We start from the raw sequence: 20,241 nt of genomic DNA on the forward strand, positions 1-20,241 counted from the left end.
AAAATCTGTAGGGTATGCGTTAAGCTAGTTTTACTTCGTAAAGAAATCGCTTCACGCATACCCTACAGAGGATTTTATTATTAATAACTCGAACAAAGCCAAAAAATTTAGCATTTCACAACCAACTCTTAACAAAACATTAACACTTTTTCGATAAAATTTTTCGATAAGAGTTCCTAATGTATTGAAGACGGAGGAGATTGACTAGCATGGGGAATAAAAAAGTAATCATTATCTCACAAAACTTTTATCCTGAAATAGGAAGTGCCGCAAATCGTATGAAAAACCTGTTCCAGCTCCTTAAAATACAAGGATATGAAGTGACTGTGCTAACAACTGAGCCATCTTATCCATACAAGAAAATATATGACCAAGAACGATTTTGGAATAATGATGAGATGAATACTGATGACTCGATTCATCGGGTAATGATTAAAAATAGAAAATATGCCATTAGTATGTTGAATCGACTCCTCTATTATTTAGAGATGGCCTTTAAAATGCTTTTCTATATTTTAAAAGATAAGAAAAAATATGATTTTGTATTAGTGACCTCTCCTCCGATATTTGTAGGCATGGTTGGCTTAATAGCAAAAATAAGATATAAATCTTCACTTCTCCTAGACATTCGAGACTTATGGCCGGAATCCTTAAAAGGAGTGGGTATATTAGACAATCCGTTAATCTTTTTTATTTTTAATCGAATTGAACAGCTATTGTATAAAAAAGCGGATTTTATCATTGTTAACAGCAAGGGCTTTGAAAAGCATATTCAAAAAAGAGGTAAGACCCCTCAAGATAAGATTGTTTTTCTTCCAAATGCTGCAAGACAATTTGAAATCAAGCCTTTTATGTCTAAAAAGGAATTTAAAGTGGTCTATGCCGGGAATTTAGGATTAGCTCAAGATGTTGAACTGATTAAAAATCTAGCGAGAAAATTAAAAGAGCATCAAATTAAGCTAACGATCATCGGCTATGGAATGAAAAAAAACAGTTTAATGGAATTTGTGAAAACCGAAAAATTAAATAATGTAAAATTTATCAATCCAGTAACAAGAGAAAAATGTTTACATATTATTTCTGAACATAGTGTGGGTGTGGTCACACTAAAGGATAAGGAAGTTTTTGAAACGGTATTACCTGGAAAAGTCATTGATTATATGACATGCATGGTGCCAGTTGTAGCCTCTGTTTCTGGATTTACGAAACAAGTGATAGAAACAGAGAATGTAGGGCTAGTTTCAACATCAAAAAGTGTTGACGAAATGGTTCAGCAGATTCTGTTTTTAAAAGATCAAGAAAGCGTAAGAAAGGAAATGGAGATAAATTGTAAACAATATATTCAATCGAATTTTACATGGGAAAAGAACATTCCATTATTAACGAATGTAATGGAAAGTAATAGTCAAATTCAAAAGGCCATATATGATATTCAGGAGGCGAAAATTAAAAAGTTATGAGAAAAAAAGTGGGGATGTTTGTCTGGAATCATTTTACGAATGATGCCAGAGTATTAAGAGAATGTACAGCTTTAGTTGAAAGTGGCTATGAAGTAGATTTATTTTGTATTGATGACCCTAATGATCAAGGACTGCCTAGTTTCGAACAAAGGAATGAATTTTTTCGAATTACTAGAGTTAGAAGATATCCGATTTTATTTACATGGATGCAAAAATGTAAAAAGCATCCCCTCCTACTATTGCCTTTATTACTGATTTACCTTTTTAGCCTAGTTTATTTGCCAATCCCCACAATCAGTTTGTCAGTGCTGATTATTGGTTTATTAAAAACAAAATTGCGGGTCATTTGGGTAAGAGGAGGAATCATTGCTAGAATGATCATCCTTGGCTGGATAGGCCGTTATGATATTTACCATTCAAATGATTTGAATACCTTACCTCAAGGATATATATGTGCCAAATGGCGATGGAAAAAGAAAAAACTGATTTATGACTCACATGAGGTACAAACGAGTAGAACAGGATACGATGGAAAATCTTATGGAATTCTCGAAAGGTTTCTCATAAAACGAATCGATAAGATGATTGTCGAAAATCAAACACGTGCAAAATACAATGAAGAATTATACGGTTTTTATCCGGCAGTCGTTCATAATTATCCCTTTAACATGGATTCAAATGACCAGAAAAAAGTTCCTCTGCATGATTTGTTACGATTACCACCGAGTGAAAAAATTCTACTTTACCAAGGCGGAATTCAAGTCGGGAGAGGCTTGGAGCAGTTAATTCAGGCGGTACCTTTATTTGATGAGGGAACATTGGTCATGATTGGAGACGGTCGCTTAAAGCCAAAGCTTGAGGAAATGGTGGAGGAAATGGAATTAAAAGAAAAGGTAAAATTTCTTCCTAAAGTGCCATTGGTCGACTTACCGAAATATACGAGAAATGCCTATATTGGCTTTCAAGTCCTAAATAATGTTTGCTTTAATCACTATTCGGCCTCGTCAAATAAATTATTTGAATATTTAATGGCTGGTGTACCTGTTGTAGCTTGTCAATTTCCTGAAATTAAAAGAGTGGTTGAAGGAGATGAAACAGGTATTTGTGTGGATTCCCATGATTATCGTGAGATTGCAAGAGGAGTTAATGAGCTGTTAAGCAATCCGGAAAAATATATGAATATGCGAAAAAATTGTAAGATTGCCAGTCGAAAATATAACTGGGAAAAGGAAAAACATTATTTAACAAGCGTCTATGATCATTTGCTAAATGAAGATACAAAAAAGAATAATTCCATCTTGGAATTACCATAACATACAGGAGGGTTCATGAGTGCAAAAGGATTTAGAATATACGGAAGAAGCCTGGAAGGAAATTCAAAATACAGCAGCCACTGATGCAATCAATCAAATAAAAACTCTCCAACTAGAAGTGAACAAGCTGAAGCTAGAAAAACTTCAGCTTCAAGAACAATTGCTGCAAGCATATAAAAATGAACTGCATTTATTACATCTACATAAAGTTCTTCTAAGCAAATACAACGCCTTGCGTAAATCGAAACTTGGTAAGCTCACACTGTTTTACTGGAAAAAAAAGCGGAGAATCTTCGGAGGAAAATAGAATGGACATCCACTCAATTCAGAATCGAATACAAATTTTACAAGAATTAATGGTCGATTTAATGGAACAAATAGATGAAGAAAAAAGTAAAATGGATCCTTTTATATATCAAACCCTGGTTTCGAATGATGCTGCGGAACCCATCCATCATTCGAAATACATTTCTAAAATAATTAGGGAAGAGAATCCAAAAGCTAGAAAGCGATACTTAAAGTATTTGCAGAAGCATTATGATAAACGATATTTAAAAAAACTCTTACCTCTTATTGAACAACTGCCAGTTAGTAATGGAAGCCGTTATTACGAGAAAATACGTGTAAAAATTGGTATTATTGCTGATGAATTTTTATTTAACTCCTTCAAAGATGTAGGAAGGTTCGTCTATATTACGAAGGAAAATTATGAACAATATGCAGATGATTTAGATGTTCTTCTCGTTTGTACTACATGGAAGGGATTAAACCGGGAATGGAAAGGATTGGGTAATCCGAATATTCGAAAGCCTAGACAAGCGTTATTTGAAATTATTAGCTTTTACAAATCAAAAGGGATAAAAACGGTTTTCTATTCAAAGGAGGACCCTGTCAATTATGATATTTTTGTAGACATTGCAAAGCAATGTGAGTTTATTTTTACAACCGCATTAGAAAAAGTAGATTGCTATAAGAAGGATTGCAACAATCCAAATGTGAGCGTATTAACATTTGGCGTGAATCCATTGGTACATAATCCAATAGGGATACGAAAGTTTCCTAAAGAGAACGAAGTCGTTTTTGCGGGATCATGGTATAACAAATATCCAGAAAGACAGGCAGACTCTCGAATGGTATTTGATGGGGTTGTGAATTCGAATCGTCGTCTTAAGATCATCGATCGTAATTTCAATTTAAAACTCGAACAATATTTTTTTCCGAAAGAGTATGTGAAATTTATTTCTCCTGCATTGGACCATGGAGACTTGCAAAAATTTCATAAATTATTTAATTGGTCAATGAATTTGAATTCTGTTAAATTTAGTTCGACGATGTTTGCTAATCGTGTATATGAATTACAAGCATTAGGCAATATCATTTTGTCTAATTATAATACGGGCATCAATAATCTATTTCCAAATGTTGTAATGGTTCACAATACAAATGAAATGAAGGATATCCTTCATTCCTTTACCGAAAAAGAAATTTATCAACATCAAGTATATGGTATACGTAAAGTCATGAGTAAACATACAACCTTTCAGCGTCTTCATCAAATTCTTGAAGCAATAGGCTATCCTGCTAATAACGAAGAAAGAAATGTAGCAGTAATCGTTAATGATATGACAGCGGAAATAATGGACATGTTTAATAAACAAACCTATAGATACAAGCAATTAATTAGAAGTGATGAATTCGATGAACAGGTTAAAAATTCATTTGATATGATTACTTTTTTTTATGAAAAAAATGAGTACGGGGAGTTTTATTTAGAGGATATGATTAATGCCTTTAAATATACCGATTCAGACTATATCACAAAAGATTCATTTTACGATGGAGAAAAGCTTATTAAAGGGATAGAGCATGATTATGTAAATAGAATAAAAAATAAAGAACGAACAGTGTTTTGGAGTTCAGCTTTTACTTCAGAAGAATTGCTTTCCATGAATGGAGAGATGTCTAGGCCAAATGGATATAGTATCGATCCATTTGAATTTAACGATCAAAAAATAGGTGAAATTGTGAAAGAGAACAATGACTATAAATTGTCTGTCATCGTACCTATATTTAATAATGGTGATCATTTATTAAATAAGTGTTTTCAAAGTTTAAAACGGAGCAGTTTATTTAAAGAAATGGAAATTGTGCTTGTCGATGATGGGTCAACTGATCATTATACTCCAAAAATTATTAATCGATTAGCTGCACAATATTCAAATGTAAAAGCATACTTTTTTCAGACTGGAGGTAGCGGAAGTGCTTCTAGACCTCGTAATAAGGGATTCGAAATCTCTACAGCGCCATTTGTTACCTACTTAGATCCTGATAATGAGGCAATAAATGATGGATATTATCATCTATATAAGGAGATAAAATCCAAAAAATATGATTTAGTTGTAGGAAATATGATAAAAGTTGCAGAGGATATGTTACATTTCGACTACTATAAGACAGTCATGGCCTACAATCATCATGAAGTGATTCGCGGAGAGATGGATCAGTATTTAGTTAAAACCCAGTTTAAAGCAATGAGTATCCAAGCGTTAATCATTAACCGACAGTTAATTGAAGAGCATTCCCTACAAATGGTAGAAGGGGCAATTGGTCAGGATACATTATTCTTTCAAGAGCTTCTATTGCATGCAAAACGCGTGAAAGCTATTAATAAGGATATTCATATTTACTATGGCGCTGTTTCAGGATCTGTCGTCAACAGTATTTCGAAAAAATTTTTAGAGAAGTACTTTTTATTAGAAAAACGGAGAATAGAGGTTTATAAGCAGCATCATATTATAAAAGATTATGTAGAGATAAGATTTGAATATTATTTTAAAAATTGGTATTTAGAAAAGCTGAAAAAAATAAAAAAGGAAGAAGCAAGGGATGCTATTCTTATTTTGATAGAAATTTTTAATCTTTATAAGGATATGCTTCAGCTCCAAGATCTTGAAATGATTCGTTTTTCGCAGCTGGCTGCCCAAGAAAGATATGACGATATTTGGAATGAAATAATTGTAAAGCAATCTTCACGATCCCTAAACAATACCTTAATCAATTATTAAAATATTTATTTTATTCTTGATTTGTAAAGCGATTTTATTAAATCACTTAAAGTGAGAGGTTTAAAAGGGAGAGAGATAAATGAAACTATGTACAATTGGGTTAGGATATATTGGATTGCCAACATCGATCATGTTTGCCAAGCATAATGTGAAAGTTGTCGGGGTGGATATTGACCCAAGGGTAATTGATTCGTTAAATAAGGGTACCATTCATATTGAGGAACCTGGATTGCAGGAGTCACTTAATGAAGTAATGGAAAAAGGAACCTTCCATGCATCTTTAGAACCGGAAAAGGCTGATGCTTTCATTGTAGCAGTCCCAACTCCAAATCAACAAGATCTGTACAAATCCTGTGATTTATCTTTTGTCATAAGTGCGGTAAAACGTGTAATCCCATTCTTAGAGAAGGGGAATGTCTTAATTGTTGAATCCACTATAGCACCTAGAAGCATGGATGATTTTATAAAACCTTTAATTGAAAAAGCAGGTTTTATCGTTGGGGAAGATATTTTTCTTGTCCATTGCCCGGAACGAGTTTTACCAGGTCAAATTTTGCATGAGCTCGTCTACAATAATCGAATAGTAGGAGGCATCACACCAAAATGTACGGAAGCTGGAGCTGATGTATATCGTACCTTTGTGCAAGGAGAAATTATAAAAACGAATGCCAAAACAGCTGAAATGTCAAAGCTAATGGAAAATACATATCGTGATGTTAACATCGCATTAGCTAATGAATTAACGAAAGTATGTAATGAATTAGAAATCAGTTCATTAGAAGTCATTGAGATGGCGAATAAACACCCGAGGGTTCAGCTTCATTCACCAGGGCCTGGAGTTGGAGGTCATTGTTTAGCAGTTGACCCATATTTTATCGTCTCAAAATCTCCTGAAACAGCAAAGCTCATTCATTTATCTCGACAAATTAATACGTCTATGCCTCAATATGTCGTTGAAAGTATTAATAAGCTAATGAAAAAAACCGCTGGGAATATCATTACATTATTCGGCCTAACCTATAAAGGTAATGTAGATGATATCAGGGAAAGTCCGGCAATAGAAGTACTTGGGCTATTAAAGGAACAGGGTAATTATGAAATTCGTTGCTATGACCCGCATGTTATTCATCCATTAGTAGAAAAGGATATCAATGAAGCTGTACAGGATTCGAACTTGATTGTTGTTTTAACAGATCATGACGAATTTAAGGAACTTAATTTTCAACAAATGACGAGTATGGCTCATAAACGTATTTTTGATACGAAAAATATAATAAAAGTACGAGATGAGGATTTTGAATATATTCATTTCGGTAACTTATATCAATATGTTAAAAAGGAAGCTGTTACTGTATAAATAAAAAAATAAGGAGGGATGTTTATGAAGAACATTCCTTCTTATTTTTGTGAGGAAAAGTATCTTTTGTAGGTAAAAAGACCTAACTCGTGCGATTCGAACAGGTTTTCGTGCAGTTCGGGACAAAATTCACGCGGTTCGGTTCACAATTCGTGCGGTTTCGACGAAAATTCGTGCGATTAGAACACGAAATTGTGTTTGTATAGCAGCAAACAACCTATTATAGCTAGGTTTCGGGACTTCTTTTTATGAAAATTCGTGAAATCTATAAGTTGACCACTGTTTATATATGTTTTACTCTTCGAAAAGAGCTTTAAATTAAAAACACATTTGGTTCAGATGAGCACCAAATTGTGTTTTTTAAATTTAGATATAATTTCACTTTTTTTGTGCGGAAACTTTTTCCGCCTCCCAATAAAATTCGCTATATACATCTGCTATTGCTTCAGCGGTTCGATATAATTCATCTAAATTATTATCAATACCACCGATTTCTATTAAAAGGGGATTTTTTGCAAGGTCTTGATTGTATTTTCCATTACCTTGATTAAAACCTTTTGCTATGACCAATCGAACAATTCCTGGATATTTTGCTTCTAATCTTTTCCGAAGCTTTTCAGCAAAGCTAAGATTTTTTTCATAGTTTTTTACTTCTTTTCCAACGACAAAGGATATACGTGCATAAGATTTTCCATTAATGGTGGCTGTTGTTTTGTTGCGAGGTAAATCATCCCGATGGATATCAATGGTGTTGATAATATCCTTATTTTTCGATAATGAAGAAGTAACGATGCTTCTTGATAGGGTATAGGCTTCGTTCCATTTCCAACCTTTTAAGTGAAGAGCTTCTGTCATATTCGTTTTATCATGCACTACACCAATTCCGCGATCTTCTAACGCCTTAGCTAGCTTTGTTCCAACAGCTATCACATTTACTTTTTCATTATTACTTATATATGCCCCATTTTTTAAAAGAGGCTTAAACGATTCGTAACTATGGGTATGGTAAATAAACACAACCTTTTTCCCATTTGTCGTCATTTTCGGTTTCTTTGTATCATTAACTTTCTCCTCCGTTTTTATATTTTCTTCATTGATTTCACTTTCTTTAAGCAATTGCTCAATAGGAGGGGATGATTCATGGGGGATGTTCGTGTAATCCGCACCTTCTCCAGCGTAAAATATTTCTGTATCATAAGAGTAGAAGCCAGGCAGCTCTCTGCCTAATAAGCTTCTGATATCCCCAGGCTTTAGATTAGTAGCGGCATTGAAAACTACGGTAGATATTTTTGGGGGTTTACTTTTTTCAGGTAAGACCTCGTGTACTTGTGAAAATTCTAAGCCCATTAAATATACAAAGCTTTCTGATGGGAAATTTTTTAATGATTTATTCACATATGTGGAGGTGAAAAATGAGCTTCCAATTGAGGTTAGTAAGCTGGAAATAAGCAGGAAAGTTCCGACAAGTGCAACTGGGACAAAAATTGGTACTCTTAACTTCATTAACTCACCTCATGAAAATATAATCAGTTTTGGTTTCTATTAGTATTTATATGTTATTTTAAGTTTAATAGAATCAATACTTAAAAAAGATCCCATGGAGAAATAAAAAAAACGTCCTATTCTAGGACGCTTCCGGAAGATATCATGATGTGAAAAATTTACGTGCTTTTTCCAAATACTCAGCATCTTCATCAAGTAATTCTTCCTCATGAAAGATTGCGTCTACAGGACACACAGCTTGACAAGCACCACAATCGATACAAATATCTGGATCGATGTAAAATTGATCTTTACCTTCAGCGATACAATCTACAGGGCAAACTTCCATACATTCAGCTGCCTTTTCCCCTTGACAAGGAAATGTAATAACATAAGCCATTTGAAACAGACCACCTTTACATGTTCTATGTGAACGGAATATTCACTTCTTTTTTTCTGAAGAATCATACTTCCATTCCAATTTATATACTCATTCTATATTTTATCATATAATATAAACAATTATTTTATTTATATTTTAATGATTTTTGCATAAAAACAACTTGATTTGTAAGTCCGTTAATCCTTTGAATAACTTCATCATCAATAATCTCGTTGCTCGAATTAAAAGGGTCATCATGAACATAATAGTGATGCTGCATATTATCGATTATGCGAAGCTTTCCTAAAATGAACAGTTTTTATATATTTTTGTATAAAATGTTGTTATAATAAATATATCAAACTGAATTACTTCGTTCAACGAAAAAGTTTGTCCAAATACGGAGGTGAGAACGTTGAAAAAAATATCCTCTACGAAAGATGAAATTCTTTATTTATTAAAAAGATATAAGAAATTAAGTGTGGTCGATTTAGAATCACATCTTGAAATAACTGGGATGGCTGTACGGCGCCATTTAAATAATTTAGAAAATGATCGGCTGATTCATTCAGAAACGATTCGTAAAAATATGGGAAGGCCTGTACAGGTTTATTCTCTGACAAAAGATGGGGAAGGACTATTCCCAAAAAGTTATTCCAATATAACGGTTGAGTTCCTCGAAGATATTGAGAAAATCAATGGCATGGAAATGATTGATGTTTTATTTCAAAACCGTGAAACACGTTTAGAAAATAAATATAAAGATCGAATTGGTCATTTGAATTTAAAAGATCGAGTAGCCGAGCTCACTGAGATTCAAAATGAAAATGGGTACATGGTCGAGTGGGATGAAAAGGATGATGGAACCTTTGAAATAATTGAGTACAATTGTCCTATATTTGAAGTGGCTAGAAAATATCCGAAGGCATGTTCATGCGAGCATTCCCTCTTTCAAAAGGTATTAAAAACAAGTGATATTGAACAAGTGTGCTGTATGTCCAAAGGCGGAGATCATTGTAAATATGTAATAAAAGAAAAAAATATGTAAAAAAACACATCTAATTAGGATGTGTTTTTTTACTATTATTGTTTTTTCGGTAAGGTAATCGTAAACTGAGTTCCCTTTCCCTCAACACTTTCTACTTTTATAGAGCCGTAATGAGATTCCACAAGATGTTTCACAATCGCTAAGCCGAGTCCAGTTCCACCGGAGTTCCGTGATCGTGCCTTGTCTATCCGGTAAAAACGTTCAAAGATTCTAGGTAAATCCTGTTTCGAAATCCCTATCCCTGTATCTTTTACAATTAAATCTATTTCCTCTTCTTTTTCTACTATATTAATCTCAATAGATCCTTTTTCTGGAGTATAGGTGACTGCATTGGCAACAAGATTTAGGATAATTTGCTGCAGACGATCTCTTTCAGCTTCAATGAAAATTGCTTTATTTTCAGGAAGATGAATATGTAATTGTTTTTTATTAATTTGTTCTTGAATGGTGTCTACCGTTTCGTAAATAACCTCAATCACATTCAAAGGTTCTGGATGAAACGGAAGCTGATGCTGTTCAATTTTTGATAAATGAAGTATGTCACTAATCAATCGATGAAGGCGTTCACTTTCATCATGAATGATCGTAAGAAATGATTTCGTCAGCTCGGGATCATTCATCGCACCATCTAATAATGTTTCGGCAAAACCCTTAAGTGAAGTAACTGGGGTTTTTAGTTCATGAGAAACATTTGCGACAAATTCACTCCTCATTTTTTCCAGCCTGCGAATCTCTGTAATATCATGAAGAACGGTAATAATGCCTTTTATCTCCCCATTTACACCGACATATGGTGCAAGATGAGCGTCAAGTACGCGTTCGTTTGGAAAATACATATGAACTTCCTCATGAAGAGGGATGTTTTCCTTTAATGATCGATCGATTAATTGACTAAGACCAAAGTTTTTTCCAGCTTCAATATGAAGCTTACCTGTTAATTGTTCAGCATTTGTTCCGATGATTCTCTCCATTGCGGGGTTGACTAACATGATCCGGCCTGCTGGATTAATCAACATAACTCCGCTTACCATATTGGCTAAAACCCCAGTCAACATTTGTTGATTTTCTCTAATTTCTTCCATTTGACGCTGCAAGCTTTTCGCAAGTTTATTTATAGCATTAGCCAGCTGTTCAAGCTCTCCATTCGTTTTTGCTCTTACTCTGCTGCTATAATCCTTTTCGGTTAATCGCCTTGCTACTTGGATAATATCTTCTATAGGTCTAGTAATTCCTTTGGCAAGCCTAATCCCAATAATGCTTGAAAGAATCAAGGTGACACCCATAGCTAATCCGAGACTTAACCATAGTTTATTGATCGCCTGATCGATATTTTGCAATGTAAATGCAACCCTTATCACTCCAATCACATGATTATTTTCTTTAATTGGAGTGGCAACATACATCATATTATAGCCTAGGGTTTTACTGTAACGAATGGATTCTGCACTATTTTTGTGATTCTTAATTACCCCTTTAAATTCTGGTCGATTCGCATGGTTTTCCATGTTTTCAGGTTTATTTTCTGAATCTGCAAGCACCTTTCCATTCATATCAATTATCGTAATTCTAGGCTGGTTTTCAGCATAAAAGCTTTGCACTTTATCTTGTAATGATGGAGAGTTCCTTTTAATTTCATTCGTATTAATAAATTCAGTTACAATATTCGCGTCTTGAAATAATTGATTTCTTGTCATATCCATATATGTATTTTTCATTATATCTGCTATAAAAAAACCAATTGCTAATAAAACAAAAAACAATAAAATTAAAAACCGAAATGAAATTTTCAGCCAAAGTTTATTCATTTCTAGGTCCTTCCATTTTATATCCGAATCCTCTTATTGTTTTAATGTACATTGGCTGTTTCGTATCTTCTTCAATTTTTTCACGTAAATGACTGATATGGACATCAACAATTCTCGTATCACCAGCATAATCATAGTTCCAAACCGAGTCTAGAAGCTGATCACGACTTAAAACTTTTCCACGATGATTTGATAAGAAGAGTAATAGCTCGAATTCTTTTGGTGTAAGCTCTAGCTTTTCGTTTTTAAAATAGGCTTCGAATTGATCAGGATAAACCTTTAAATACCCAATTGTGATAGTTGAATTTTCTTTATTTCCTGTCTCTTCAAACGTGGTTATCCTACGCAAAATTGCTTTTACCCTTGCGACTACCTCTCGCGGACTAAAAGGTTTCGTCAAATAATCATCTGCTCCAAGTTCAAGTCCTAATATTTTGTCAAATTCATCACTTTTTGCGGTTAACATTAAAATAGGTGTTTTTATTTTTTCCTGACGAAGTCTTTTGCAAATTTCCATTCCATCCATTCCAGGTAACATTAAATCTAAAATGATTAATTCCGGATTTTCAGATAATACTAATTCAAAGCCTTCTGCCCCATTAGATGCTGTAATGACAGAATAACCTGCTTGTTCCAGGTTGAATTTTAACAATGTTACGATTGAAGGTTCGTCATCAACTACTAATACTTTATTCATTATAAAGGCTCCCTTCCAAGTCCAACCTATTTTTCTTTATCATACATGGTAGGTGTTTTTATGTCACCATAGAAATATTTTCAAAAAGTTTTCAATTAAGAATAGAGTCTTTTTACCTAAATCGGAACGAGTGACAAAAGGATTGATTATAGTATTTTTCTTTTAATAAGCTCTTATTAAAACATATTGTTGTTTTTAATAAAAACGTCAAACCTAGATAAGTTAGGCGTCGGGTTAATTGAGTTTATATTCTGAATTCCACCTTTACAATATCTTAACATTTCATTAACACTCGCTTAATACCCTCGTATTATCTTAGTCTTGTAAGAAAAATTACCTAAAAAATCTAGGGGGCACAAGAATGAAAAAAAGAGTCGTAGCTTTATTTAGTATGTTACTAGTGTTTGCGATTGTCGCAGCAGGATGTGGAAGTAGTAAAGGAACAGACTCAAAAACAAACGCCGATGGCGGAAACGATAAAACAACAGAAACAGCAAAAGGATCAATTACTGCTGTTGGATCAACTGCATTACAACCATTGGTTGATGAAGCAGCAAATGAATATATGAGCAATAATCAAGGTACAACGATTAATGTACAAGGTGGCGGAAGTGGTACAGGGCTTAGCCAAGTTAGCGAAGGTGCAGTTGACATTGGTAACTCTGATATTTTCGCTGAAGAAAAAGATGGCATTGACTCAAGTAAAATCGTAGACCATAAGGTTGCCGTTGTAGGAATGGGACCTGTTGTAAATAAAGAAGTTGGCGTTGATAATATTACAAAAGAACAACTAATCGGTATTTTTACAGGAAAAATTAAAAACTGGAAAGATGTTGGCGGTAAAGATGAAAAGATCGTTGTCATCAATCGTGCAGCGGGATCAGGAACAAGAGCAATCTTTGAAAAATTAGCACTTGATGGAGCAACTCCAGTACAAGCACAAGAACAAGATTCTTCTGGTACTGTTCAAAAAATTGTTAGTGAAACTCCAGGAGCAATTAGTTATCTAGCATTCTCTTATTTCAATAGTAATATTACTGCATTAAAAGTAGACGGTATTGAGCCAACTCAAGCGACTGTTGAAACAAATGATTGGAAAATCTGGGCTTATGAGCATATGTACACAAATGGTGAGCCTACAGGTTTAACAAAAGATTTCATTGATTACATTTTAAGTCCTGATGTTCAATCTACATTAATTACTAAACTTGGTTATATCCCAATGACTGGTATGAAAGTAGAACGTGATGCTTCAGGAAAAGTAACGAATAAATAAGTAAAAAAATATTGAAAATGAAACTTCCATTTAGAAGCATAGCTATGAATGGAAGTTTCGTTAATTGTAAAAAGGTGAATTTTTAAAGGGTGAAGTAGAATTATTGTTTTTTAAAATGACTAGTGCAAGTAACTTGCACTTTTCTTTTGAAAGGGGAAAGTATCTTGGAATTAAAGGATATTAAGATGACAGAAAAGCAATGGAATTCATCAACGAAGATCTGGACGGAAAAAAGAGGGCGAATCATTACATTAGCCTCTGTATCCATCATGATTATTATTGCAGTTTCCATTCTTTATTTTGTTGCATCAAAGGGTTTCAGTACTTTTACTGTTAATAAAGCGAGTATCTTGGACTTCTTTACCGGAAAGCTGTGGAAACCTGGAACCTTAGATGAATTAGGAAGGCCAATTGTTGGCGCATTACCACTTATTTTCGGTTCTTTTGCAGTTACACTATTAGCAGCTGTTATTTGTGCACCGATAGCAATAGGAGCAGCAATTTTTATGACAGAAATCTCTCCGAAATTCGGTAAAAAATTTCTGCAGCCAATTATTGAACTGCTTGTTGGTATTCCATCGGTAGTATATGGCTTTATCGGACTAAGTGTCGTCGTTCCATTCCTACGTGAAAACATTGGGGGAAGCGGATTTGGAATTTTGGCAGGGACAATTGTTTTGATGGTCATGATTTTACCAACGATAACAAGTCTTTCTGTGGATGCAATTGAGGCAGTTCCAATGCAAATTAGGGAGGCGTCACTAGCGTTAGGGGCAACCCGCTGGCAAACAATATATCGTGTTGTTCTAAAAACTTCCTTACCTGGGCTGTTAACAGCGATTGTCTTTGGGATGGCTCGTGCCTTTGGTGAAGCATTGGCTGTACAGATGGTAATAGGGAACTCGACAGTGATTCCACATTCATTGGTAGAACCTGCTTCAACATTGACGAGTATCTTAACAATGGGAATGGGGTATACGGTCATGGGTCATGCTGAAAACAATGCCTTATGGTCATTAGCATTAGTACTATTACTCATGTCACTTGTCTTTATTCTTATTATTCGTATCCTTGGTCGTAGGAGGATTTACTAATGAACGCAAAACTAGCAGACCGCATAGCTACAATAGTATTTTATGCTATTGCAGGATTGATCGTTTTATTATTAGCTGCCCTATTTGGTTATATTCTCGTAAACGGTGTATCAAATATTAGCTGGAACTTTATCACTTCTCCACCGAAATCGTTCCAAGCGGGTGGCGGAATAGGACCCCAGCTATTTAACTCCTTTTATTTACTGATTTTAACTATGATTATTAGTATTCCACTATCATTAGGCGCAGGTATTTATATGTCAGAGTATGCTAAGAAGAATATTTTCACAGATATTCTCCGTACAGTAATTGAAGTTTTATCATCTTTACCATCGATAGTCGTAGGTTTGTTCGGATTTTTATTTTTCGTCATCTATATGGGATGGGGATTCTCAATATTAACGGGGGCATTAGTCCTAACCATTTTTAACCTCCCGCTAATGGTTCGTGTCGTAGAAACATCACTCCAAGGTGTAGCTAACGCACAAAGGGAAGCGGGATTAGCTCTAGGTATTTCAAAATGGGAAACAATCAAGAAGATATTGGTCCCTGCGGCTATTCCTGGGATTGTAACTGGAATTATACTCGCGTCAGGCAGAGTGTTTGGTGAAGCAGCTGCTTTAATTTATACGGCAGGTATGAGTACGCCAAATCTAGATTTTTCTAATTGGAATCCATTCAGTCCTTCGTCACCGCTTAATCCGATGAGACCTGCTGAAACACTTGCCGTTCATATCTGGAAAATAAATTCAGAAGGACTTATGCCAGACGTCAAAGAGGTTTCTAGTGGAACATCAGCATTACTGATTATTTTAATCTTAATATTTAATCTTAGTGCGCGTTGGATTGGAAAACTCATCTATAAACGAATGACATCTTCTTAAACTCAGGAACTAAGGAGCGGAGAGAATGGAAGCTATAATGGAAAAAAAACAGGAGAAAGTTGCCGTTACACTTGCCAGTCGAAATCATAAAGATTTGGGGAATATGCAAGTAAAGGCCATAGAAACAAAGAATTTAAATGTTTATTATGGTAGTCATTTAGCGTTGAAAAATGTTTCTATGCCCATCTATAAAAATCAAGTGACCGCATTTATTGGTCCTTCTGGCTGTGGGAAATCTACTTATTTACGAAGCTTAAATCGAATGAATGATGAAATACAAGGATGCCGTGTTGAAGGAAACATTTTATATAAGGATTTCGATATTAATCAATCTGGTGTTAATGTTTTTGAAATTCGAAAGAATATTGGGATGGTATTTCAACGACCTAATCCGTTTGCAAAATCCATTTTTGACAATGTTGCCTTTGGTCCGAGACAGCATGGAGAGAAAAATAAAAAGGTGCTTCAAGACATTGTAGAAAAGAGCTTAAGAAAAGCAGCTTTATGGGATGAAGTAAAGGATCGATTGAATAAATCAGCATTAGCACTTTCTGGTGGACAGCAGCAGCGTCTTTGTATTGCTAGAGCGATTGCAATGGAGCCTGATGTTCTCTTGCTTGATGAGCCGGCATCTGCCTTAGACCCTATTTCAACAAGTAAAATTGAAGAACTTATTATTGAACTGAAAAAGGATTTTACTGTTGTCATTGTTACCCACAACATGCAGCAAGCAGCTCGAATATCTGATTATACTGCATTTTTCTACATGGGTGATTTGATTGAATACAATCAAACAAGTGATATTTTTACTAATCCCCAGAAAAAGCAAACAGAAGATTATGTGTCAGGTAATTTCGGATAGGCATTGTTGTTGGGGATAATTAATAAAAGTTCTGTGGGACTTTAGAGAGAATTCTACCACAGGAGCTTAAAACAACAAGCCTTTGGATAAAAAATTGTATGGAGTAGGTGAATGGATTTGGCCATCTCATTAGAACAACGAGAAGCGACGAAAACAATCATTCGTAGCCAGGCATTAAATGTATATTATGATCAATTTCAAGCATTAAAAGATATAAATATAGATATGAAGAAAAATACAGTAACTGCACTTATTGGTCCTTCAGGGTGTGGGAAATCGACATTCTTACGAACATTGAATCGTATGAATGATCTAGTTCCAGGATTTCGAGTAGAGGGAAACCTATATTACAACAATGAAGAAATGTACAGTTCGAAAATTGATGTAGTAGAGCTTCGTAAGCAAGTAGGAATGGTCTTTCAAAGACCGAATCCTTTTCCGATGTCAATTTATGATAATGTAGCATATGGTCTTCGGATTCATGGGGTAAAGAAAAAAAATGTTATAGATGAAATCGTAGAAAAAAGCTTACGCCAAGCTGCTTTGTGGGATGAAGTGAAAGATCGATTACACACATCTGCGATGGGGCTTTCTGGCGGACAGCAGCAAAGGCTTGTCATTGCAAGAGTTCTTGCAGTTCAACCAGATGTTATTTTAATGGATGAACCAGCCTCTGCGCTTGATCCAATTTCAACGTCTAAAATTGAAGAGTTAATTTTAGAGTTAAAAGAACAATACACAATTATTATTGTTACACACAGCATGTCACAGGCAGCTCGTGTATCAGATGAAACAGCATTTTTCTTAAATGGAGAAATTATTGAATTTGACCAAACCCATTCAATATTTACTAATCCGAAAAGAAAACAAACAGAAGATTATATTTCAGGCAGATTTGGATAAGAAACTTTGATTGGTTACGGGTAGCATTACTTTCAAATAATAGTCGAGTTTTTAAAGGGGGATTTTAGGGTGGCAAGAAAAGTGTTTGAGGATCGCTTATCAGAACTTCACGAATCATTAATGTCTATGGGACTTTTAGTAGAGGAAGCTATTTATAAAAGTGTAAAATCATTAGTGGATAAAAATGTTGATTTGGCTCTTGAAGTAGTAACAGATGATCAGCGTATTAATGAATATGAAGTGAAAATCGAAAAAAAGTGCTTTGAATTAATTGCGTTACAACAGCCGGTAGGCACAGATTTGCGCAGAATTGCGACCATGCTAAAAGTAGCAACTGATTTAGAACGAATGGCTGATCATGCCGTTAGTATTTCCAAATCAACGATAAGTCTCAAAGACGAAATCTATGTAAAGCCATTAATCGATATACCTAAAATGGCTGAGATTGTCAAAGAAATGGTAAGAGAAGTATTAGATGCATATATTTCTCTAGATAGAGAAGCAGCCATCCAAGTTTCGAAAAAAGATGATCAAATTGATAAGTATTTTTCTATGATATTTATGGAGTTACTAGAGATTATGCAGCAAGATCCTGCGAAGGTTAATCAAGCAATACATTTCTTACTTGTTGCCCAACATCTAGAAAGAATAGGTGATTACGTAACAAATGTATGTGAGTGGATCGTTTATTTAAAAACAGGTTCATTAGTTGATTTGAATTAGTAATTTATAAACAATATTAAATGGAAAGTAGAAAACAGGCGGATGGTATCGTCTGTTTTTTTTGACATATAAAAGCAAAACATTTCTTTCATTTCTAGCGCAAGCAGCTGCCCCTTTAGGTCAGATATCCTCCATTCAGAGAAGTCAAAACACTATAAAAGTGATACAAGCATTGTTAAAAGAATACATTGGTTGTGCATATAATGGAATAAGTGTTAACATAGCACTATAATAGAAAATTAATGTAGGGGGCGTGTTAATTGCAAGAAAACTTAAAGGCTGATGTAAAAAAATCAACTTTAAGAGAAGGAAAAAAAACCGCTAAAAATTTATTTGTAAAGATTGGAGGTATGATAAAAAGGCGAATCCCAAGAATTAATGCTTATCATACGAAACTAGAGTTAGCTAAAACAGCAATGAAAGATAAAGATTGGAAACAGGCAAGTCATCATTTGTTTGAGCTAATCCATGAATTTAAGCCGAACGTGGACAATTATGTGATGTTAGGTAAAGTTTTGCGAAAAGACAAGCAATATCAAGAGGCAGAAAAAATATTAAATGAAGGGCAATTGCATTTTCCGAACAATCACATAATCCTAACTGAGTTGGCAAAGGTTACGATAGATACATATAATTGGGTGAAAGCTAGAGAAATTTTGAATCTAGCAAAAACTCATCATGATGAAATACCGGTTTCTGCACACTTTGGACTTAGTATTGTAAATCGGGTCCTCGGGAATGATAAAGAATCAAATGCACAGCTAAGCCATTGTTTGGATGAGCATTCCGAAGAATTGAAAGAGACATATAAAAAAGGCTATCGGAAAATTATTTTATATAATAATGGAGAAAATCGGATTGAATATTATAAGATGACTCAAAAAAACGATACCGTTACCATAACTTTTGATTCTATTAATATGGTTTGGGATGAAATGCCATTTGGTTTTAAGTTTTTAAAAAAACAAAATACGGATATTATTGCTGTTCGTAGAAGAACTGGAAATAACTATTACCAGGATCTATCATTAGAGGACTTTAATAAGACCGTAAATTTACTTGTACATTCCTATAAAAGAAAAGTTGCATACGGCTTTAGTTTAGGTGGTTATGCCGTACTATACTATTGTGCGGATTTAAACTGTGAGATTTTATCTCTCTCTCCTCGGAATTCAGCACATCCAAATTATGGAGATAAATTAAGTGAAGAAATTCCTTTTAAGCACAATCTCTCGCTGACTAATAACCCAAATATAACCCCAATCATAATTTATGATCCTAAAAATCGAACTGACAATAGCTATATTGAAAAAGAATTGAAAAAATCATTTTTAAATGCTAGATTCATTGAACATCATTATGCTGGTCATAGAACAGCTCCATTTCTTAGTCAGATCGGCGTAATCAAAGATTTAGTTGGTAGGGTTGTCCACGGAAAAGAATTAATAGAATATGATAAAAAACTTCGTTCAAAATCCCATCAATATTTAAGGGTACTAGGGCAAGAATGCTTAAGACGAAACAAGGGTAAATGGGCATTAGAGCTTTCTGAAAAAGCACTAGAATTATCGCCTGAAGATAGTAAGGCGTTAGCGTTAAAAGAAAAGGCAATAGTAAGACTAGAATCAAATAAAACAAAAGAATACAGCTGGCTGAGGGAAGCAGCAATACAAATTTCGGAAAAAAAAGATCAAATTATCAAGCTTTTTTCTTTGGCTTTCATAGAGTTATTAGAGATTATGCTGTAAGACCCTCCAATAAAAATTTTCAGTAAAAACAGGCGAATGAATCGCCTGTTCAGATTGTAGACAAAAGGGGTTCGAAATGGTCACATTCCGAACCCCTTTTGATATTTTTCTTACTTTTTTACCTTTTTGGATGTATGCTGAC

18 protein-coding genes are annotated in these 20,241 nt (G+C 34.4%); 13 read left to right on the top strand and 5 right to left on the bottom strand.

Annotated elements, in window-relative coordinates:
- The first annotated feature begins 209 nt into the window (after positions 1-209).
- The 5 genes from ACQKP0_RS20825 (at position 210) to ACQKP0_RS20845 (ending at position 7,195) form a co-directional block, all read left to right on the top strand.
- The gene (locus tag ACQKP0_RS20825) at positions 210-1,460 is read left to right on the top strand and encodes a glycosyltransferase family 4 protein (protein ID WP_427407762.1); all 1,251 of its coding nucleotides are present in this window, start codon (positions 210-212) and stop codon (positions 1,458-1,460) included.
- Positions 1,457-2,773 (top strand): glycosyltransferase, encoded by a 1,317-nt coding sequence (locus ACQKP0_RS20830; protein WP_427407763.1) that lies wholly within the window; start codon positions 1,457-1,459, stop codon positions 2,771-2,773. Before ACQKP0_RS20825 ends, ACQKP0_RS20830 begins: the two co-directional genes overlap by 4 nt.
- Before the next feature lie 19 nt (positions 2,774-2,792).
- Positions 2,793-3,080 (top strand): hypothetical protein, encoded by a 288-nt coding sequence (locus ACQKP0_RS20835; RefSeq protein ID WP_427407764.1) that lies wholly within the window; start codon positions 2,793-2,795, stop codon positions 3,078-3,080.
- Position 3,081: 1 nt separating this feature from the next.
- Positions 3,082-5,838, top strand: coding sequence for a glycosyltransferase (locus tag ACQKP0_RS20840; RefSeq protein ID WP_427407765.1), 2,757 nt, complete (start codon positions 3,082-3,084; stop codon positions 5,836-5,838).
- A gap of 79 nt (positions 5,839-5,917) precedes the next feature.
- Positions 5,918-7,195 (top strand): nucleotide sugar dehydrogenase, encoded by a 1,278-nt coding sequence (locus ACQKP0_RS20845; protein WP_427407766.1) that lies wholly within the window; start codon positions 5,918-5,920, stop codon positions 7,193-7,195.
- Between the two features lie 378 nt (positions 7,196-7,573).
- Here ACQKP0_RS20845 and spoIIP read toward each other — a convergent pair whose 3' ends face one another.
- The 3 genes from spoIIP to ACQKP0_RS20860 all read right to left on the bottom strand — a co-directional run bounded on the left by spoIIP (position 7,574) and on the right by ACQKP0_RS20860 (position 9,339).
- Entirely contained in the window at positions 7,574-8,698 is a 1,125-nt protein-coding gene (spoIIP, locus tag ACQKP0_RS20850; RefSeq protein ID WP_427407767.1) for a stage II sporulation protein P, read from the bottom strand.
- Between the two features lie 142 nt (positions 8,699-8,840).
- Positions 8,841-9,077: an indolepyruvate ferredoxin oxidoreductase subunit alpha gene (locus ACQKP0_RS20855; RefSeq protein ID WP_427407768.1), complete on the bottom strand. Its 237-nt coding sequence runs from the start codon at positions 9,075-9,077 to the stop codon at positions 8,841-8,843.
- 127 nt (positions 9,078-9,204) lie between these two features.
- Positions 9,205-9,339 (bottom strand): hypothetical protein, encoded by a 135-nt coding sequence (locus tag ACQKP0_RS20860; protein WP_427407769.1) that lies wholly within the window; start codon positions 9,337-9,339, stop codon positions 9,205-9,207.
- Positions 9,340-9,474: 135 nt separating this feature from the next.
- Here ACQKP0_RS20860 and ACQKP0_RS20865 point away from each other — a divergent pair, with 135 nt between their 5' ends.
- The gene (locus ACQKP0_RS20865; protein WP_427407770.1) at positions 9,475-10,107 is read left to right on the top strand and encodes a helix-turn-helix transcriptional regulator; all 633 of its coding nucleotides are present in this window, start codon (positions 9,475-9,477) and stop codon (positions 10,105-10,107) included.
- Between the two features lie 35 nt (positions 10,108-10,142).
- Here the strand turns inward: ACQKP0_RS20865 and pnpS are convergent, their stop codons facing one another.
- Positions 10,143-11,912 (bottom strand): two-component system histidine kinase PnpS, encoded by a 1,770-nt coding sequence (gene pnpS / locus ACQKP0_RS20870; protein ID WP_427407771.1) that lies wholly within the window; start codon positions 11,910-11,912, stop codon positions 10,143-10,145.
- Positions 11,905-12,612 carry a response regulator transcription factor gene (locus ACQKP0_RS20875; protein WP_427407779.1) on the bottom strand — a complete coding sequence of 236 codons (708 nt, stop codon included), beginning with the start codon at positions 12,610-12,612 and terminating at the stop codon, positions 11,905-11,907. Before ACQKP0_RS20875 ends, pnpS begins: the two co-directional genes overlap by 8 nt.
- A gap of 358 nt (positions 12,613-12,970) precedes the next feature.
- Between ACQKP0_RS20875 and ACQKP0_RS20880 the strand changes: the two genes are divergently transcribed.
- The 7 genes from ACQKP0_RS20880 (at position 12,971) to ACQKP0_RS20910 (ending at position 20,099) form a co-directional block, all read left to right on the top strand.
- Positions 12,971-13,885: a phosphate ABC transporter substrate-binding protein PstS family protein gene (locus ACQKP0_RS20880; RefSeq protein WP_427407772.1), complete on the top strand. Its 915-nt coding sequence runs from the start codon at positions 12,971-12,973 to the stop codon at positions 13,883-13,885.
- A 146-nt stretch (positions 13,886-14,031) separates the two neighbouring features.
- Positions 14,032-14,979 carry a phosphate ABC transporter permease subunit PstC gene (pstC, locus tag ACQKP0_RS20885; protein WP_427407773.1) on the top strand — a complete coding sequence of 316 codons (948 nt, stop codon included), beginning with the start codon at positions 14,032-14,034 and terminating at the stop codon, positions 14,977-14,979.
- Positions 14,979-15,863, top strand: a complete 885-nt coding sequence (gene pstA / locus ACQKP0_RS20890; protein ID WP_427407774.1) for a phosphate ABC transporter permease PstA — start codon at positions 14,979-14,981, stop codon at positions 15,861-15,863. Before pstC ends, pstA begins: the two co-directional genes overlap by 1 nt.
- Positions 15,864-15,966: 103 nt before the next feature.
- Positions 15,967-16,725: a phosphate ABC transporter ATP-binding protein PstB gene (gene pstB / locus ACQKP0_RS20895; RefSeq protein ID WP_427407780.1), complete on the top strand. Its 759-nt coding sequence runs from the start codon at positions 15,967-15,969 to the stop codon at positions 16,723-16,725.
- Positions 16,726-16,842: 117 nt separating this feature from the next.
- The gene (gene pstB / locus ACQKP0_RS20900) at positions 16,843-17,628 is read left to right on the top strand and encodes a phosphate ABC transporter ATP-binding protein PstB (RefSeq protein WP_427407781.1); all 786 of its coding nucleotides are present in this window, start codon (positions 16,843-16,845) and stop codon (positions 17,626-17,628) included.
- Between the two features lie 69 nt (positions 17,629-17,697).
- A complete protein-coding gene (phoU, locus tag ACQKP0_RS20905; RefSeq protein ID WP_427407775.1) occupies positions 17,698-18,351 on the top strand; it encodes a phosphate signaling complex protein PhoU in 654 nt (217 codons plus the stop codon).
- A gap of 260 nt (positions 18,352-18,611) precedes the next feature.
- Positions 18,612-20,099, top strand: a complete 1,488-nt coding sequence (locus ACQKP0_RS20910) for a tetratricopeptide repeat protein (protein WP_427407776.1) — start codon at positions 18,612-18,614, stop codon at positions 20,097-20,099.
- The last annotated feature ends 142 nt before the right edge of the window (positions 20,100-20,241 follow it).

Origin of the sequence: Heyndrickxia sp. NPDC080065 (assembly GCF_050281185.1) — a bacterium.
Lineage (GTDB): Bacteria > Bacillota > Bacilli > Bacillales > Bacillaceae_C > Heyndrickxia.

Excerpts from the sequence above, each read along its gene's own strand:
- spoIIP (WP_427407767.1), bottom strand. The coding sequence starts at position 8,698 with ATGAAGTTAAGAGTACCAATTTTTGTCCCAGTTGCACTTGTCGGAACT.
- ACQKP0_RS20830 (WP_427407763.1), top strand. The coding sequence starts at position 1,457 with ATGAGAAAAAAAGTGGGGATGTTTGTCTGGAATCATTTTACGAATGAT.
- ACQKP0_RS20845 (WP_427407766.1), top strand. The coding sequence starts at position 5,918 with ATGAAACTATGTACAATTGGGTTAGGATATATTGGATTGCCAACATCG.
- pstA (WP_427407774.1), top strand. The coding sequence starts at position 14,979 with ATGAACGCAAAACTAGCAGACCGCATAGCTACAATAGTATTTTATGCT.
- ACQKP0_RS20840 (WP_427407765.1), top strand. The coding sequence starts at position 3,082 with ATGGACATCCACTCAATTCAGAATCGAATACAAATTTTACAAGAATTA.
- ACQKP0_RS20825 (WP_427407762.1), top strand. The coding sequence starts at position 210 with ATGGGGAATAAAAAAGTAATCATTATCTCACAAAACTTTTATCCTGAA.
- pnpS (WP_427407771.1), bottom strand. The coding sequence starts at position 11,912 with ATGAATAAACTTTGGCTGAAAATTTCATTTCGGTTTTTAATTTTATTG.
- pstB (WP_427407780.1), top strand. The coding sequence starts at position 15,967 with ATGCAAGTAAAGGCCATAGAAACAAAGAATTTAAATGTTTATTATGGT.
- ACQKP0_RS20855 (WP_427407768.1), bottom strand. The coding sequence starts at position 9,077 with ATGGCTTATGTTATTACATTTCCTTGTCAAGGGGAAAAGGCAGCTGAA.
- ACQKP0_RS20880 (WP_427407772.1), top strand. The coding sequence starts at position 12,971 with ATGAAAAAAAGAGTCGTAGCTTTATTTAGTATGTTACTAGTGTTTGCG.
- ACQKP0_RS20860 (WP_427407769.1), bottom strand. The coding sequence starts at position 9,339 with ATGCAGCATCACTATTATGTTCATGATGACCCTTTTAATTCGAGCAAC.